Genomic DNA, 15,518 nt, shown 5'->3' with positions numbered 1-15,518 from the left:
GACAGCACAACCGGCCAGCACAAGGCAGGGAGGAGAGCATCATGAGACGCTATCAGGACGTCTATCGTCAGTCCGTCGACGACCCGGAAGGCTTCTGGCGAGAGCGCGCCCGCGAGATCGACTGGTATGAATTCCCGCAGACCATCCTCGGCCGCGACGAGCGCGGCCACTACCGCTGGTTCCCGGACGGCCGCCTGAATACCTGCCACCTCGCCGTGGATCGCCACGTCCAGCGCGGTGCCGGCGAGCAGACCGCGATCATCCACGACTCGCCGGCCACCGGCACCCAGCGGCACATCAGCTTCACCGAGCTCCAGGATCAGGTCGCCCGCTTCGCCGGCGCCCTGCGGGGGCTCGGCGTGGAGCACGGCGACCGGGTCGTGATCTACATGCCGATGATCCCGGAGACCCTCATCGCCATGCTCGCCTGCGCGCGGCTCGGCGCGATCCACTCGGTCGTCTTCGGCGGCTTCTCCCCCCACGAGCTGGCGGTGCGCATCGACGACGCCCGGCCCAAGGTGGTGGTGTCAGCGGGCTGCGGCATCGAGTTCGACCGGGTCATCCCCTACAAGCCCCTGGTCGACCGGGCACTGGAGATCGCCGCCCACCCGCCGGCACACACCGTGATCGTGCCGCGGGAGCAGGCGGAGGCGACGCTGGAGCCCGGGCGCGACCACGACTGGTTCGAGCTCATGGAAAGCGCCTCCCCCGTCGATCCGGTATCCGTGGCCGCCACCGACCCGCTCTACATCCTCTACACCTCCGGCACCACCGGTAAACCCAAGGGGGTGGTGAGGGACAACGGCGGCCATGCCGTGGCCATGAACTACAGCATGGACGTCGTCTACGACACCCATCCCGGCGAGGTCTACTGGGCGGCCTCCGACGTGGGCTGGGTCGTGGGCCACTCCTATATCGTCTACGCCCCGCTGATCCGCGGCTGCACGACCATCGTCTACGAGGGCAAGCCGGTGCGCACCCCCGACGCCGGGGCGTTCTGGCGGGTGATCGCCGAGCACGGCGTAAAGACCTTCTTCACGGCCCCCACCGCCTTCCGCGCGATCAAGAAGGAGGACCCGGAGGCCAGGCACAAGCAGCGCTACGACCTCTCCGGACTCGCCAACGTGTTCGTGGCCGGCGAGCGCCTGGACCCACCCACCTACGAATGGCTCGACGAGCACCTGGATTGCCCGATCATCGACCACTGGTGGCAGACCGAGACCGGCTGGGCCATCGCGGCCAACCCCATCGGCGTCGAGCGGCTGCCAATCAAGCCGGGCTCCGCCACCGTGCCCGCCCCCGGCTACCGCGTGCGCGTCCTCGACGACGACGGCGAACCCGCCGCCGGGCAGATCGGCAACATCGTCGTGCAGCTGCCGCTGCCCCCGGGGACGCTGCCGACGTTGTGGAATGACGACGAGCGCTTCGAGCGCAGCTACCTGAGCACCTTCCACGGCCATTACCTCTCCGGTGACGGTGGCTATCTCGACGAGGACGGCTACCTGTTCGTGATGGGCCGCACCGACGACGTCATCAACGTCTCCGGTCACCGCCTCTCCACCGGCGCCATGGAGGAGGTCATCGGCGGCTACGAGGCGGTCGCTGAGTGTGCCGTGGTGGGCCTGCCCGACGAGCTCAAGGGACAGGTGCCGGTGGGCTTCGTGGTGCTCAAGGACGGCGTCGACATGACCCCGGAGGCGGTCGAGGCCGCCCTGGTCGCCCGGGTGCGCGAGGAGATCGGCGCCGTGGCCGCCCTGCGCCGGGTGATGGTCGTCCCGCGACTGCCCAAGACCCGTTCAGGCAAGATCCTGCGCAAGACCATCCGCAGCCTTGCCCAGGAGGACGACGTCCCCGTGCCCTCCACCATCGACGACCCGGCGATCATGGACGAGATCCGCGACACCCTCGAGGACGCCGGGGTCGGACGCTTCTCCTGAGTGCCGCGACGGCGCCGTGCGGGGTTGTCTCCCCGGCGCGGCGCCTCCATCCATCTCCGGTAGAGAACCGGAGGTGAGCATGGCAGCACAACAGCCTGTCCGGGTCGACCGGGAGCGTTCCGCCCTGATCGTGGTCGACATGCAGCCGGACTTCATGGAGGGCGGCGCCCTCGCCACCAAGGGTGGCTCGGAGATCCTGGACGGTGTCGCCACAATCATGCGCGACAGCGACTTCGGCCAGATCGCGGCCACCCAGGACTGGCATCCCGCGGGGCATATCTCCTTCGCCAGCAGCCACGAGGGCCGTCAGCCCTTCGACATCATCGAGCTCTACGGCCACGAGCAGGTCCTCTGGCCGGACCACTGCGTACAGGGCACCGCGGGCGCGGCGCTCCACGACGGCCTGCCCTGGGAGCGCGCGTCGGTGATCGTCCGCAAGGGCGAGGACCCGGCGGTGGACAGCTACAGCGGCTTCCGCAACAACGTCGACGCCCAGGGCGAGCGCCCGCCCACGGGGCTGGCCGGTTACCTGCGCGAGCGCGGGGTCACGGACGTGTTCGTCTGCGGGCTGGCCCGGGACTTCTGCGTGAAATGGACCGCGGAGGATGCCGTGGCCTTGGGCTTCAACACCTACCTGCTGTGGGATCTCACCCGGCCGGTGGACCCGGCCAACGACGACGGCGTACGCCAGGCCCTGGCCGACGCCGGCGTGAACGTGACCGACAGCAGCGCCCTCAACTGACGCCCCCGACACCGCGGGGGCACTCAGTGCTCCCGCGTGGCGTGAAAGCCGATCTCCGGCCAGCGTTCCTCGGTGAGCTGAAGGTTCACCCGGGAAGGGGCGATATAAGTGAGGTTGCCGGCGACGTCCTCGGCGAGGTTCGCGACATTGCGCTCGCGGAACTCCTCCAGGCGCTTCGAATCGTCGCTGTCCACCCAGCGGGCGGTCGCCACGTTCACCGGCTCGAAGCTGCACTCCACGCCGTACTCGTTCTTCAGCCGGAAGGCGACCACGTCGAACTGGAGCACGCCCACGGCGCCGACGATCAGGTCGTTGCCCTGCAGCGGCCGGAACAGCTGCGAGGCCCCCTCCTCGCAGAGCTCGACCAGTCCCTTCTGCAGCGCCTTCATGCGCATGGGGTCGCGCAGAACCGCCCGGCGGAAGAGCTCCGGGGCGAAGTTCGGGATGCCGGTGAACTTGAGCTTCTCGCCGGCGGTGAAGGTATCGCCGATCTGGATGGTGCCGTGGTTGTGCAGCCCGATGATGTCGCCGGGATAGGCATTGGCGATGTTGTCCCGGTCCGAGGCCATGAAGGTGATGGCGTTGGCGATCTTCACGTCCTTGCCGATGCGCACGTGATGGACCTTGGCACCCTTCTCGTAGACCCCGGAGCACACCCGCAGGAAGGCGATGCGGTCACGGTGGTTCGGGTCCATGTTGGCCTGGATCTTGAACACGAACCCGGAGAACGTCTCCTCCTCGGCGGCCACCTCGCGGGTCTCCGTCTCCCGGGGCTGGGGCGAGGGGGCGTCCTCAACGAAGCGGTCGAGGAGCTCGCGCACGCCGAAGTTGTTGATCGCCGAGCCGAAGAACACCGGCGTGAGCTCGCCGCGGCGGTAGGCCTCGACGTCGAAGGGATTGCTGGCCTCGCGGATCAGCTCGACCTCCTCGCGCAGGGTCCCGGCGTCGTCGCCGAGCACCTCGTCGAGGCGCGGGTTGTCCAGGCCCTCGATGGTCTCGCCCTCGTTGATCCGCCCCTCGTGGGTGGCGCTGAACAGGTGCACGCGGTCATCGAGGAGGTGGAACACGCCCTTGAAGCCCTTGCCCATGCCGATGGGCCAGGTCACCGGGGCGCAGCGGATACGCAGCACCTCCTCGACCTCGTCCATGAGCGACATCGGGTCGCGCCCCTCGCGATCGAGCTTGTTCATGAAGGTCATGATCGGCGTGCTACGCAACCGGCAGACGTCCATGAGCTTGATCGTGCGCTCCTCGACGCCCTTGGCCGCATCGATGACCATCAGCGCCGAGTCCACCGCGGTAAGCGTGCGGTAGGTGTCCTCGGAGAAGTCCTCGTGCCCGGGGGTATCGAGCAGGTTGACGATCCGCTCCTTGTACGGGAACTGCATCACCGAGGAGGTCACCGAGATACCGCGCTGCTTCTCCAGCTCCATCCAGTCGGAGGTGGCATGGCGATCGGACTTGCGCCCCTTCACGGTCCCGGCGATCTGGATCGCGCCGCCGTAGAGAAGGAGCTTTTCGGTGACGGTGGTCTTACCCGCGTCCGGGTGTGAGATAATCGCGAAGGTGCGCCGCCGGGCGACCTCCTGGAGAAACTCGCTCATGGGGTTCCGTGCGCTCGGGCGTTGGAGTGTGGCATCGTCAAAGCGCCGCGATTATACATGACCCGGCGGATCCGCACCGAGCCCCGGAAACACCGCGCCGACGACGAGGACGACCCGCGCATGACTGGCAGCTTTTCCGGCGCCGCCGAACGCCCGTTCTGGGAGCGCAAGCGCCTCGACGAGCTCTCCGCGCCCGAGTGGGAGGCCCTGTGCGACGGCTGCGGCAAGTGCTGCGTTCACAAGCTCGAGGACGAGGACGGCGACTACCACTTCACCGAGCTGGCCTGCCGGCTGCTCGACACCCACACCGCGCTGTGCAGCGACTATGCGCATCGCCACCGCCACGTGCCGGACTGCATCACCCTCACCCCGGAGCGGGTGGAGCGCTTCGGCTGGCTGCCGAAGAGCTGCGCCTACCGCCGTGTGGCCGAGGGTCGCGGGCTGGCGTGGTGGCACCCACTGGTCTCCGGCGACCCGGAGACGGTACATCGCGCGGGCATGTCCGTGCGCGGCCGGGTGGTCGGCGAACAGGCGGTAGCGCCGCCCTACGATCTCGAGGACTTCATCGTCGAGGACCTCGACGACGACACGGACTGACCAGGGACATCATGACACCCGGAGACTACCCCCTGCTCGAAGGCATCGACTCCCCCGAGGCCCTGCGCGCCCTGTCCGCCGGCGAGCTCCCCGCGCTCGCCCGCGAGCTGCGGGACTTTCTGCTCCACAGCGTGGCCCGCTCCGGCGGCCACCTCGCCGCCGGCCTCGGGGTCGTGGAGCTGACCATCGCCCTGCACTACGTCTACCAGACCCCGGAGGACCGGCTCGTCTGGGACGTCGGCCACCAGTGCTATCCCCACAAGATCCTCACCGGGCGGCGCGAGCGCATCGGCACCGTGCGCAAGACCGACGGCCTCGCCGGCTTTCCCAAGCGCGACGAGAGCCCCTACGATACCTTCGGCGTCGGTCACTCCAGCACCTCACTCAGTGCGGCGATCGGCATGGCGCTCGCGGCCCGCGCCCGCGGCGACGGCCGGCGGGTCTGCGCGGTGATCGGCGATGGCGGCATGACCGCGGGCCAGGCCTTCGAGGCGCTGAACCACGCCGGCGACGCCCGCCCGGACATGCTCGTGATACTCAACGACAACGAGATGTCCATCTCCGAGAACGTCGGCGCGCTCTCGCGTACCTTCGCGCGGCTGCTCGCCGGCGGCCTCTACGGCAACCTCCGTCGCGAGAGCAAGCGCGTTCTCGAGCACATGCCCCCGGCGATGCGCGAGTTCGCCAGGCGCGCCGAGGCCCATGCCAAGGGCATGGTCGTGCCCGGGACCTTCTTCGAGGAGCTCGGCTTCCAGTACTTCGGGCCGGTGGACGGCCACGACCTCTCGGCCCTGCTCCCGGTGCTGCGCCGTCTGCGCACCACGCCCGGACCACTGCTCCTGCACGTGGTCACCCGCAAGGGCAAGGGCTACGCCCTGGCCGAGGAGGATCCCATCGCCTACCACGGCGTGAAGGCGTTCGATCCCGCCGAGGGGCTGACCGGCGGCAGTGGCGGCGGCCGGCCGAGCTATACCCAGGTATTCGGGGAGTGGCTGTGCGATATCGCCGAGCGCGACAGCCGGGTCTGGGGCATCACCCCGGCCATGCGCGAGGGCTCCGGCCTGGTGGAGTTCGCCCGGCGCTTCCCCGGGCGCTACCTGGACGTCGGGATCGCCGAGCAGCACAGCGTCACCCTCGCCGCCGGCCTCGCCTGCGAGGGCGAGCGCCCGGTGCTCGCGATCTACTCGACGTTCCTGCAGCGCGGCTACGACCAGCTCATCCACGACATCGCCCTCCAGGAGCTGCCAGTACTCCTCGCCCTCGATCGTGCCGGCCTGGTGGGCGCGGACGGACCGACCCATAACGGCAGCTTCGACCTCTCGTACCTGCGCTGCATCCCCAACCTCGTGGTGATGGCCCCCGCGGACGAGAACGAGTGCCGACAGATGCTCTACACGGGCTACCGGCACGACGGTCCCGCGGCGGTCCGCTACCCCCGGGGAACGGGCCCCGGGGTCACGGTCTCCCCGGAGATGCAGGCCCTGCCCATCGGCCGTGCAGAGCCGCGCCGGAACGGCCACCGCGTCGCCCTGCTCGCATTCGGCAGCATGCTCGCGCCTGCCCTGGCGGCCGCCGAGCGACTGGACGCCACGGTGATCAACATGCGTTTCGTCAAGCCGGTGGATGAAGACGCGGTGCTGAAGGCCGCCGCCACGCACGAGCTTCTGGTGACCGTGGAGGAGAACGTGATCGCCGGCGGCGCCGGCAGCGCGGTGGCCGAGGCGCTGGACGCCGCCGGGGAGACGGCCGTCTGCCGCCACATCGGCCTGCCGGACCGATTCACCGATCACGGCGACCCGGCCACCCTGCTCTCGCGGCTGGGCCTGGACGCGGACGGTATCGCCGCACAGGTCGGGGAATGGCTGGGGTCGGAGAAGGCGGCGGCCCCGGACACGGGTCGTGGCCGGGGATGCGCCCGGTCTGCGGGTGCCGGGCGGCACCCGCAGACCCGGTGGAGGCGGGGTCTAACCAGACCGTCAGGTTACCGGGAGCCGGCCCGACGGGCCGGGGACGTCATCACATACAGGCCGGGACGGGGCCCCGGCGCCGACACTCCCTCTGCCCTGACGCGGTTTGGTGCGACGGGCTGTCTCTAGACGTTGGCGTCAACGAACTGGGTCAGCTGCGCCTTGCTCAGGGCGCCGACCTTGGTATCCGCGACATCGCCGCTGCGGAAGACCATCAGCGTGGGGATGCCACGCACGCCGTACTTGGGCGCGGTCTCCGGATTGTCGTCGATGTTGAGCTTGCAGACCTTGAGCTTGCCCGCATACTCCTCGGCGACCTGCTCGAGCACGGGGGCGATCATCTTGCAGGGGCCGCACCACTCGGCCCAGAAGTCCACCAGGACCGGGCCATCGGCCTTGAGAACCTCGTCCTCGAAGTTGCCGTCGGTGATGCTGACGATGTTTTCGCTCATCAATGCCTCCAGGGGAACTGAAAAAACGCGCGAAGGATAACGCGCCTGTGGTGGCTTGTATAATCGACGCGGGCGCGGAAGTCGATAGCCAGGATCAATCATTCTACCGGATAATCGCCGGCCAGGGATGTGCCGACGTCATCACGGCGCGATCGTGTCTTGCCTCGCCGCGGGTCTCACAGTAGGGTTAGCGCGAAATTACTAGACCTCTTTCTAGACGCCGGCAACCACCCCCGTCAAGGCGGCACCGCCGCAACACCGGGCAGGGACCTGCCAGGGCCATCGGCCGGACCGCCCGCGGCGCGATCCGGTTCCCCCAGTGGATACGGTTGGGAGACGCATGACAGGACAACCCAGTTACAGCTACGAGGAGCTGCTCGAGTGCGGCCACGGCAAGCTCTTCGGTCCGGGCAACCCGCAGCTGCCGGTGCCGAACATGCTCATGTTCGACCGCATCAGCAGGATATCCTCCGAAGGCGGGGCGTACGGCAAGGGCGAGGTCCAGGCCGAGCTCGACGTCCATCCGGACCTGTGGTTCTTCCACTGCCACTTCCCCGGCGACCCGGTGATGCCGGGCTGCCTCGGGCTCGACGCCCTCTGGCAGCTCCTCGGCTTCTACCTGGGCTGGACCGGCGGCCAGGGCAAGGGGCGCGCGCTCGGCTGTGGCGAGGTAAAATTCACCGGTCAGATCCTGCCCCGTAACCGGCAGGTGACCTACTTACTGGACATCAAGCGCCTGATCCGGCGGCGTCTGACGATGGGTATCGCGGACGGCCGAGTCCTCGCCGACGGCGAGGAGATCTACCGGGCCACCGATCTCAAGGTCGGCCTGTTCATGGACCCGGATAGCGCGCTGTAGGTGCGTTGAGCAAACAGCGAGGAAGGTATCGTGCGACGAGTCGTCGTCACCGGACTGGGCATCGTCTCCTGTCTCGGCAATGATCGTGAAACGGTTACCCGATCCCTGCGCGAGGGCCGCAGCGGCATCCGCTTCCGCGACGCGTATGCCGAGTACGGTCTGCGCAGCCAGGTCGCCGGCGTGGTCGACATCGACCTCGACGAGCGCGTCCCGCGCAAGCCGCGCCGTTTCATGGGCGGCGCCGCGGGGTATGCGTATGTCGCCATGGAGGACGCCATGCGCGACGCCGGCCTGGACGCGGAGCAGATCTCCGATCCGCGCATCGGTCTGATCGCGGGCTCGGGAGGCGGTTCCACCTCCAATCTCGTCCAGGCCGCGGACACGCTGCGCGAGCGTGGCGTGCGCAAGCTCGGCGCCTTCGCCGTGCCGAAGGTCATGGCGAGCACCGTCTCCGCATGCCTGGCCACGCCGTTCGGCATCCGTGGCGTCAACTACAGCATCTCCTCGGCCTGCGCGACCAGCGCCCACTGCATCGGTTCCGCCATGGAGCAGATTCAGCTCGGCCGCCAGGACGTCGTCTTCGCCGGCGGCGGCGAGGAGGAGCACTGGTCGATGACCATGCTCTTCGACGCCATGGGCGCCCTGTCCTCGAAGTACAACGACACCCCCGAGCGGGCGTCCCGCCCCTACGACGCGGATCGTGACGGCTTCGTGATCGCCGGCGGCGCAGGCATGGTGGTGGTCGAGGCCCTCGATCACGCCCTGGAGCGCGGCGCGCCGATCTACGCCGAGCTCGTCGGCTATGGCGCGACGTCGGACGGCTACGACATGGTCGCACCCTCCGGCGAGGGCGCGGTGCGCTGCATGCGCGAGGCCCTCACTCACACCGAAGGCCCGGTGGACTACGTCAACGCCCACGGCACCAGCACCCCGGCAGGGGATATCACCGAGCTGCAGGCGATCCACGAGGTCTTCGGCGAGTCGATGCCGGCAGTGAGCTCGACGAAGTCGCTTACCGGCCACTCGCTCGGTGCGGCGGGAGTGCAGGAGGCGATCTACTCGCTGCTGATGCTCAAGGAGGGGTTCGTCTCCGCCTCCGCCAACATCGAGAACCTGGACCCGGACGCCGAGGGCATGCCCATCGTCTCGGAGTACCGCGAGCAGCCGCTCAACACGGTGATGTCCAACAGCTTCGGCTTCGGCGGAACCAACGCCACCCTGGTATTCCGCCGCTACGAGGACTGACGCGCCGCATCCGCCGGCGGCGCCCCACGGGCGCCGTCAGGCGGAGGCGGCGACCGCCGAGTCCAGCCGCCCGCGCAACGCCGCCACCGCCGGCAGCGGCGCCGCCGACAGCTCCGCCGCCACCGACTCGCCCAGCGCCTGTAACGCCTTCGCCGGCAGGTTGGCCTCCAGCAGTGGGAACAGACCCTCCTCCTCGCGCTGCTCGTGGTGCGCGCTCATGTCCGCCACCCGCCGCGCCGCCGCGATCAGCCCGAGTGCCTCACGCCGCCCCGGTCCGTTGCCGGCGGCATGCTCCGCCACGGCGGCACGATGCGCGCCGGCGAGCTGCTGGAGCCGCGCGTGCTCCGCCCGATAGACCCGCGCGGGCCACGGCGTCTCCCAGTCCGCGCTCTCGAGACACGGCAGCAGCCACGCCTCCTCGGCCCGCGCATGCGCGCGCAGACGCTCGAACCAGGCATCCCATATCTCCACCGCAACAGCGCAGCGGCGCTCCAGAAGCGCCTCCTGGTGGAGCCACAGCAGCTCCTCGAATACGGCATGATCACCACTCAGCCAGCGGACGGGATCGCTGTTCCGCGGGGTATTCCTCACCTTGGCCACCTTCCCTGCAGGGCTTGTACGGCGATGGTACCATTCGCGCCCGTCGACGGCGCGCGGACACCGCTCGCCTTCCAGTCGCCGGGGTGGTACGTTTCGCCCCGCGCAACAACAACGGTCCGGGGTTCACAGGGGATGATGCACAGCATGGCGCCGGTAGCAGACATCAACGCGGCCTTCGAGGCCTGGCTCGACGCCACGGAAGAGGCGGAGCCGATCGGGCAGGACAACACGGGGTTGCGCCACCGCCGCATCGGGCATGCGATCGGCGCGGTGGACACCGAATCCGACTACCTCGTGCTCTGCCGCATCGAGACCGATCCCGGCCACCGCGGCGAAGGCGAGGCAACCCGGCTGCTGGAGCTGCTCAAGGGGATCTGCGAGCGCTACAACGTCACCCTGCTCGGGCAGGCGACGGCGTACGACGATACCGGACTGGATCAGCAGGCCCTGCTGGAGTGGTACCGCCGGCACGATTTCGAGATCGACCACGGCCGCACCGCCCAGCCCCTGGTCTGGTACCCGGCACGGCCGTGATTCCGATCCGTGTCGCCGGCGCTCAGCCGGCGACGCGCACCCTCGCCTCGCGCCCGAGCACCCAGCGCTGCAGCCCGGCCAGTACCACCCCGTACAGCGGCACGAAGAACGCCAGGCTCACCACCAGCTTGGTGGTGTAGTCCACGGCGGCGATCTCCGTCCAGTGCGCCGCCATGAACGGGTCCGGACTGGCATAGAACGCCAGTGAAAAGAACGCCACCGTGTCGGCGAGGTTGCCCAGCACCGTGGACGAGGCCGGCGCCACCCACCAGGCGAAACGGCGCTGGCGCAGGCGGTCGAAGACATGTATGTCGAGGATCTGGCCGAGCACGTAGGACATGAAGCTCGCCATGGCGATACGGGCGACGAACACGTTCAGCCCGACGAGCCCTGCCAGGCCCTGGAACTGCCCCTGCTGGAAGGCGGCGCCGAAGACATAGGACACCAGCAGCGCCGGCAGCATTGCCATGAAGATGATCCGCCGCGCGGGCCCCTTGCCGAACACCCGCACCGTCAGGTCCGTGACCAGGAATATGAACGGGAAGGAGAATGCACCCCACGTCGTATGGACACCCCAGACCTGGATCGGGAGCTGCACCAGGTAATTGCTGGCGGCGATGATCAGGATGTGAGCGGTCACCAGCACCGCCAGGGCACGGCGCAGCTGGGCCGGGGTGAGGGAAAGCATGGGGGCGGTCTACCTCCGGTATGTGTCGGATCTCGGCGCCTGCGTCCCGGCGCCCGGAGAACATAGCGAATGCAGGGCACAAAGGCAAAAACGCTGAATCGAAAGGCATCCTCCCGGGTGGTCGCCCTCGCCTGGCCGCTGATCCTGTCCAACGTCACCGTGCCGCTGCTGGGGCTGGTGGACACGGCGGTGATGGGCCATCTGCCGGACAGCGACTACCTCGGCGCGGTCACCCTCGGTGCGACCCTGTTCAGCTTCCTCTACTGGGGCTTCGGCTTCCTGCGCATGGGCACCACCGGCTTCGTCGCCCAGGCCCACGGGCGCAACGACGCCGACGCCCTACGCGAGCTGCTCGCCCAGGGCCTGGTCATCGCCGCTGCCATCGGCGCCGCCCTGATCGCCCTGGCTCCGTGGGTCGTCCCCGCCGCGCTGAGCCTCTTCGACGCCAGCCCGGCGGTAACCGGGCTGGCCAATACCTACGCCACCTGGCGCATCGCCAGTGCCCCCGCGGTACTCGCCAACTACGTGCTCATCGGCTGGTTCCTCGGGCTGGCACGCACCCGGGTGACCCTGGTGCTGATGCTGGTCAATAACGTGATCAACATCGTGCTGGACCTCTGGCTGGTCGTCGGCCTCGGCTGGACGGTCGCCGGCGTCGCCCTCGCCAGCGTCATCGCCGACTACCTTGCCCTGGCGACCGCACTGGCCCTCGCCGCGGCGCACCTGCGCCGCCTCGGCGGACGACTGCTACCGGCACGGCTCGCCGAGCCTGCACGTTATCTGCGGCTGCTGCGGGTGAACGCGGCGCTGTTCGTGCGCACGCTCTGCCTGCTCTTTGCGATCGCCTTCTTCCACGCCCAGGGGGCACGGTTCGGCGACGACATCCTCGCCGCCAATGCCGTGCTCATGCAGTTCCTGATGCTGACTTCCTACGCCCTGGATGGCTTCGCTCATGCCGCCGAGGCGCTGGTCGGGGAGGCACTCGGGCGTGACAGCCGCCGGCGGCTGGCCGCCGTGGTCCGCGCCGCCACGCTCTGGTCTCTGGTGAGTGCGGTGCTGGCGAGCGTCGCCTTCGCGATGGCGGGTGAGGCGATCATCGCCCTGCTCACCGACCTCCCCCGGGTGCGGGCTATCGCCGCCGACTACCTGCCCTGGCTCATCGCCCTGCCCCTGGTCGCCGTGTGGAGCTACCTCCTGGATGGGCTGTTCATCGGCGCCACCCGGGCCCGGGCGATGCGCGACACCATGCTGGTGGCGGTGATCGCGGTCTACCTTCCGGCGTGGTGGCTGACCCGCGGCTGGGGCAACCACGGCCTGTGGTTCGCCTTCCTGCTGTTCACCCTCGCCCGCTCCGGCGGGCTCGGACTGGTCTTCCGCCGGGCGGACTACGGCGCCGGCTGGCTCCCGGCGGACCCGCTCACCCCAGGGGGGCGAGGCGGGTGAGCACCATGAAGACCGCGGTGCCCGCGGCGATGCTCACCAGCGCGTTGCGCCAGCGCAGGTGGCAGAGCGCGGTCACCGCGATCGCGGCGAGATGGTAGAGACCGAAGGGCGGCGCGAGCGGCTCGACGTCGCGGACCGCGTAGACCACCAGCAGCAGCATCACCGCCGGCGGCAGGTAGCGCCCGAGGTGGCGCACCAGCGGATGCTCCATGTAGCGCCCAAGCACCAGGAACGGTGCCGCACGGGTGAAGAACGTCGCCACCGTCATCGCGGCGATCACCGCCAGTAGGTAGCCGTCCGCACCACTCATGCCGCCTCCCGGGAACCATCGGCCAACAGCACCGCGGTCACGAACGCCAGCGCGACGATGAGCATGTAGTCCCGTCCGCCGAACACGAAGCCGGCCGCGGCGGCGGCCGCGGCGATGACGAAGGGCCGCACGGCGCGCACGGTCATGGCCTGCTCGATGGTCAGGACCACGAACAGCGCGGTGAGCGCGAAGTCGAGGCCCGCGACGTCACCGCCCAGCCCGCTGCCCAGCCAGGCCCCGAGGCTCGTGCCGAGCACCCACCAGAACTGGTTCAGCGCGGCGACGGTCACGCGGAATCGCGCCGGGTCCGCCCCCGGTGGTGCCTGGATGCTCGTGAGCAGGGAGTAGGTCTCGTCGGTCAGCGCGAACACCGGGTACCAGCGCGTCACGCCCCGACGCGGCAGCCGCGGCCCGAGGGACAGCCCGTAGAAGGCGTGGCGGGCGTTGATCACCACCGTAGTCACCGCGATCTCGCCGACGCCGGCCCCCGCGGCAAGCAGCGTCACCGCCATGAACTGCGCAGCGCCCGCGAACACCGCGATGCTCATCAGCGTCGCATACCACCAGGCGTAGCCGAGCTGGACGAAGAGCACACCGAAGACCATGCCCAGGGGCACGTAGCCGAAGAACACCGGCAGGCTCGCCCGCGCCGCCGCGGCCAGCCCCGGTGTGCGCTCGCTCATGCGGACAAACGCGTTCATACGCGGTAGCCCAGTGCCTCGGGCAGCCACAGCGCGACGCCCGGGAAGACGATCACCAGCGCCAGTGCGACCACCATCGCCGCCACCATCCAGGCCGCCCAGCCCAGGGTGCGTTCCATGGGCACCTCCGCGACCTTGGTGGTCACCATCAGGTTCACCGCCACCGGTGGCGTGAACTGCCCCACCGCGATGGTCATCGCCATGAGGATGCCGAACCAGGTGGCGTTCCAGTCGAAGGCACGCATGACCGGCATGAGCATGGGGATGAGGATGAGATAGATGGATACCCCGTCGAGCACCATTCCCGCGACGAGGAGCAGCAGCATCACCATTGCGAGCACGATCCAGCCCGTGTCCGACACGGATAGCATCGCGTGCGCGACGTCGTCGAAGGCCCCGAGCGTGCTGCCCGCCCAGGCGAAAATCCCGGCCAGCGAGATGATCAGCAGGATCACCGCCGAGAGCACGGCGGAGTCCACCAGCGCCCGGTAGAGGGTCCGCAGGTCCAGGTTGCGGTAGACCACCATGCCGATGAACACGCCGTAGGCCACCGCCACCACCGCGGCCTCCGTCGGCGTGAACAGCCCGCTGCGCAGGCCGCCGAGGATGATCACCGGGGCGAACAGCGCCGGCAGCGCACCGACGAAGCTCTCCCGCAGCGGCGGCCGCTCCTCGGCGTCGCGCCGCTCGAAGCCGTTACGCCGCGCCAGCCAGATCGCCGGGACCACCACCGCCAACCCCGCCAGAAGGCCCGGGAAAACGCCCGCGGCGAACAGCGCCCGCAGGTCCACACCGGGGACCAGGATCGAATACAGGATCAGCGCCACGGACGGCGGGATGAGGATCGCCGTGGACGCCGAGGCGGCGATCACGGTGGCACTGAAGGCCCGCGGATAGCCGGCCCGGGTCATGCTCGGCACCATTACCATCGCCACCGCGGCGGCGTCCGCCGGCCCGGAGCCCGACATCCCGCCCATGATCAGGCACACCAGGGTCGCCACCACCGCCAGCCCGCCGGGACGCGGACCGATCAGCGCGCGGGCGAAGCGCACCAGGTTGGCGGCGACACCGGCGCGCTCGAAGATGGTGCCGGTGAGCACGAACAGCGGGATCGCCACCAGCGGGTACTTGGCGATGGCGTTATAGGTGTTCGTCCCAAGGGTGCCGAGCATCTGCGCGGGCAGTCCCATGACGATCCCCACCGCACCGGCGAGCGCCAGCGCGATGGCGATGGGCGAGCCGATCACGATCAGCGCCGCCAGCACGAGGAAGAGCATGACGTCCGGCGTCGGCAGCATCAGTCCGGCCTCCCGCCGCGGAGCTGGCGCAGGAAGCGCCCCACTACCCGCAGCAGCACGACCAGCGCCCCCAGGGGCAGCCAGACGCTGTAGATCCAGTTGGGCACGCCGAGCCCCGGGGACGAGGACTGCCAGCGCCACTCGTCGTAGGCGAAGCCGGTGCCGTAGTAGATGATCAGCCCGAGCACCGTCAGGGTCGCGAGGAAGGTCGCCACCGTGGCCGCCCAGCGAAGCGGCCGGGGCAGGCGCTGCTGGAAGAACCCGATGCGGATGTGCTCGTCGCGCGCGAAGGCAACCGCCGAGCCGAAGAAGGCCATGAACACCAGCAGGAACACCGAGACCTCCTCTGTGAAGGCGAAGGAGGCGTCCGTGGCATAGCGAACCACCACGTTGGCGAGGCTGATGAGGCAGATGATCGCCATGGCCGCCGCGGCCGCCGCCTCCTCGACGGCCAGCGGCACGCGCGGACGATCACGACGGTCGTTGTCCGGCTCAGGCATTTCGGGTCCCCGAACGACGGACACCGGGGCACCCTCGGGCG

At 69.3% G+C, this 15,518-nt stretch carries 15 protein-coding genes and 1 pseudogene; 8 read left to right on the top strand and 8 right to left on the bottom strand.

Going from position 1 to position 15,518, the window contains the following annotated elements; genetic code table 11:
* Nucleotides 1–41 precede the first annotated feature (41 nt).
* Nucleotides 42–1,937 (top strand): propionyl-CoA synthetase, encoded by a 1,896-nt coding sequence (locus ACEZHJ_RS13395; RefSeq protein ID WP_375036614.1) that lies wholly within the window; start codon nt 42–44, stop codon nt 1,935–1,937.
* A 79-nt stretch (nt 1,938–2,016) separates the two neighbouring features.
* Nucleotides 2,017–2,679 (top strand): nicotinamidase, encoded by a 663-nt coding sequence (locus ACEZHJ_RS13390; protein WP_163138793.1) that lies wholly within the window; start codon nt 2,017–2,019, stop codon nt 2,677–2,679.
* Nucleotides 2,680–2,702: 23 nt separating this feature from the next.
* Here ACEZHJ_RS13390 and ACEZHJ_RS13385 read toward each other — a convergent pair whose 3' ends face one another.
* Entirely contained in the window at nt 2,703–4,283 is a 1,581-nt protein-coding gene (locus ACEZHJ_RS13385) for a peptide chain release factor 3 (RefSeq protein WP_018718943.1), read from the bottom strand.
* A 120-nt stretch (nt 4,284–4,403) separates the two neighbouring features.
* Between ACEZHJ_RS13385 and ACEZHJ_RS13380 the strand changes: the two genes are divergently transcribed.
* Both ACEZHJ_RS13380 and dxs read left to right on the top strand, forming a co-directional pair.
* A complete protein-coding gene (locus tag ACEZHJ_RS13380) occupies nt 4,404–4,880 on the top strand; it encodes a YcgN family cysteine cluster protein (RefSeq protein WP_375036657.1) in 477 nt (158 codons plus the stop codon).
* Nucleotides 4,881–4,891: 11 nt separating this feature from the next.
* Nucleotides 4,892–6,784, top strand: a pseudogene (dxs, locus tag ACEZHJ_RS13375) (1-deoxy-D-xylulose-5-phosphate synthase); the annotation flags it as partial.
* A gap of 188 nt (nt 6,785–6,972) precedes the next feature.
* Here dxs and trxA read toward each other — a convergent pair.
* On the bottom strand, nt 6,973–7,299 hold the full coding sequence (gene trxA / locus ACEZHJ_RS13370) for a thioredoxin TrxA (RefSeq protein ID WP_018718946.1): 327 nt from the start codon (nt 7,297–7,299) through the stop codon (nt 6,973–6,975).
* Between the two features lie 340 nt (nt 7,300–7,639).
* Between trxA and fabA the strand changes: the two genes are divergently transcribed.
* Nucleotides 7,640–8,158 (top strand): bifunctional 3-hydroxydecanoyl-ACP dehydratase/trans-2-decenoyl-ACP isomerase, encoded by a 519-nt coding sequence (fabA, locus tag ACEZHJ_RS13365; protein ID WP_018718947.1) that lies wholly within the window; start codon nt 7,640–7,642, stop codon nt 8,156–8,158.
* A 30-nt stretch (nt 8,159–8,188) separates the two neighbouring features.
* Nucleotides 8,189–9,403, top strand: coding sequence for a beta-ketoacyl-ACP synthase I (gene fabB, locus ACEZHJ_RS13360; RefSeq protein WP_018718948.1), 1,215 nt, complete (start codon nt 8,189–8,191; stop codon nt 9,401–9,403).
* 36 nt (nt 9,404–9,439) lie between these two features.
* Here the strand turns inward: fabB and ACEZHJ_RS13355 are convergent, their stop codons facing one another.
* Nucleotides 9,440–9,994 carry a hemerythrin domain-containing protein gene (locus ACEZHJ_RS13355; protein WP_163138792.1) on the bottom strand — a complete coding sequence of 185 codons (555 nt, stop codon included), beginning with the start codon at nt 9,992–9,994 and terminating at the stop codon, nt 9,440–9,442.
* Between the two features lie 153 nt (nt 9,995–10,147).
* Between ACEZHJ_RS13355 and ACEZHJ_RS13350 the strand changes: the two genes are divergently transcribed.
* Nucleotides 10,148–10,537: a GNAT family N-acetyltransferase gene (locus tag ACEZHJ_RS13350; protein ID WP_156831245.1), complete on the top strand. Its 390-nt coding sequence runs from the start codon at nt 10,148–10,150 to the stop codon at nt 10,535–10,537.
* 22 nt (nt 10,538–10,559) lie between these two features.
* Here ACEZHJ_RS13350 and ACEZHJ_RS13345 read toward each other — a convergent pair whose 3' ends face one another.
* Complete coding sequence (locus ACEZHJ_RS13345; RefSeq protein ID WP_018718951.1) at nt 10,560–11,225, bottom strand: 7-cyano-7-deazaguanine/7-aminomethyl-7-deazaguanine transporter; 666 nt, start codon at nt 11,223–11,225, stop codon at nt 10,560–10,562.
* A gap of 69 nt (nt 11,226–11,294) precedes the next feature.
* Here ACEZHJ_RS13345 and ACEZHJ_RS13340 point away from each other — a divergent pair, with 69 nt between their 5' ends.
* Nucleotides 11,295–12,668 (top strand): MATE family efflux transporter, encoded by a 1,374-nt coding sequence (locus tag ACEZHJ_RS13340; RefSeq protein ID WP_163138791.1) that lies wholly within the window; start codon nt 11,295–11,297, stop codon nt 12,666–12,668.
* On the opposite strand, the gene ACEZHJ_RS13335 is transcribed toward ACEZHJ_RS13340, so the two are convergent.
* The 4 genes from ACEZHJ_RS13335 to ACEZHJ_RS13320 are packed head-to-tail and all read right to left on the bottom strand — an operon-like array spanning nt 12,643 to nt 15,477.
* Nucleotides 12,643–12,978 carry a branched-chain amino acid transporter permease gene (locus tag ACEZHJ_RS13335; RefSeq protein WP_018718953.1) on the bottom strand — a complete coding sequence of 112 codons (336 nt, stop codon included), beginning with the start codon at nt 12,976–12,978 and terminating at the stop codon, nt 12,643–12,645. The genes ACEZHJ_RS13340 and ACEZHJ_RS13335 overlap by 26 nt on opposite strands.
* Nucleotides 12,975–13,679, bottom strand: coding sequence for an AzlC family ABC transporter permease (locus ACEZHJ_RS13330; protein ID WP_018718954.1), 705 nt, complete (start codon nt 13,677–13,679; stop codon nt 12,975–12,977). Before ACEZHJ_RS13330 ends, ACEZHJ_RS13335 begins: the two co-directional genes overlap by 4 nt.
* Nucleotides 13,676–14,977 (bottom strand): TRAP transporter large permease, encoded by a 1,302-nt coding sequence (locus tag ACEZHJ_RS13325; protein ID WP_018718955.1) that lies wholly within the window; start codon nt 14,975–14,977, stop codon nt 13,676–13,678. Before ACEZHJ_RS13325 ends, ACEZHJ_RS13330 begins: the two co-directional genes overlap by 4 nt.
* Nucleotides 14,977–15,477 (bottom strand): TRAP transporter small permease, encoded by a 501-nt coding sequence (locus tag ACEZHJ_RS13320; RefSeq protein WP_018718956.1) that lies wholly within the window; start codon nt 15,475–15,477, stop codon nt 14,977–14,979. Before ACEZHJ_RS13320 ends, ACEZHJ_RS13325 begins: the two co-directional genes overlap by 1 nt.
* Nucleotides 15,478–15,518 lie beyond the last annotated feature (41 nt).

Origin of the sequence: Arhodomonas sp. KWT2 (assembly GCF_041949875.1) — a bacterium.
Lineage (GTDB): Bacteria > Pseudomonadota > Gammaproteobacteria > Nitrococcales > Nitrococcaceae > Arhodomonas > Arhodomonas aquaeolei.
The sequence above is the reverse complement of the archived record's forward strand: the minus strand, read 5'-3'. Positions and strand labels throughout refer to the sequence as shown.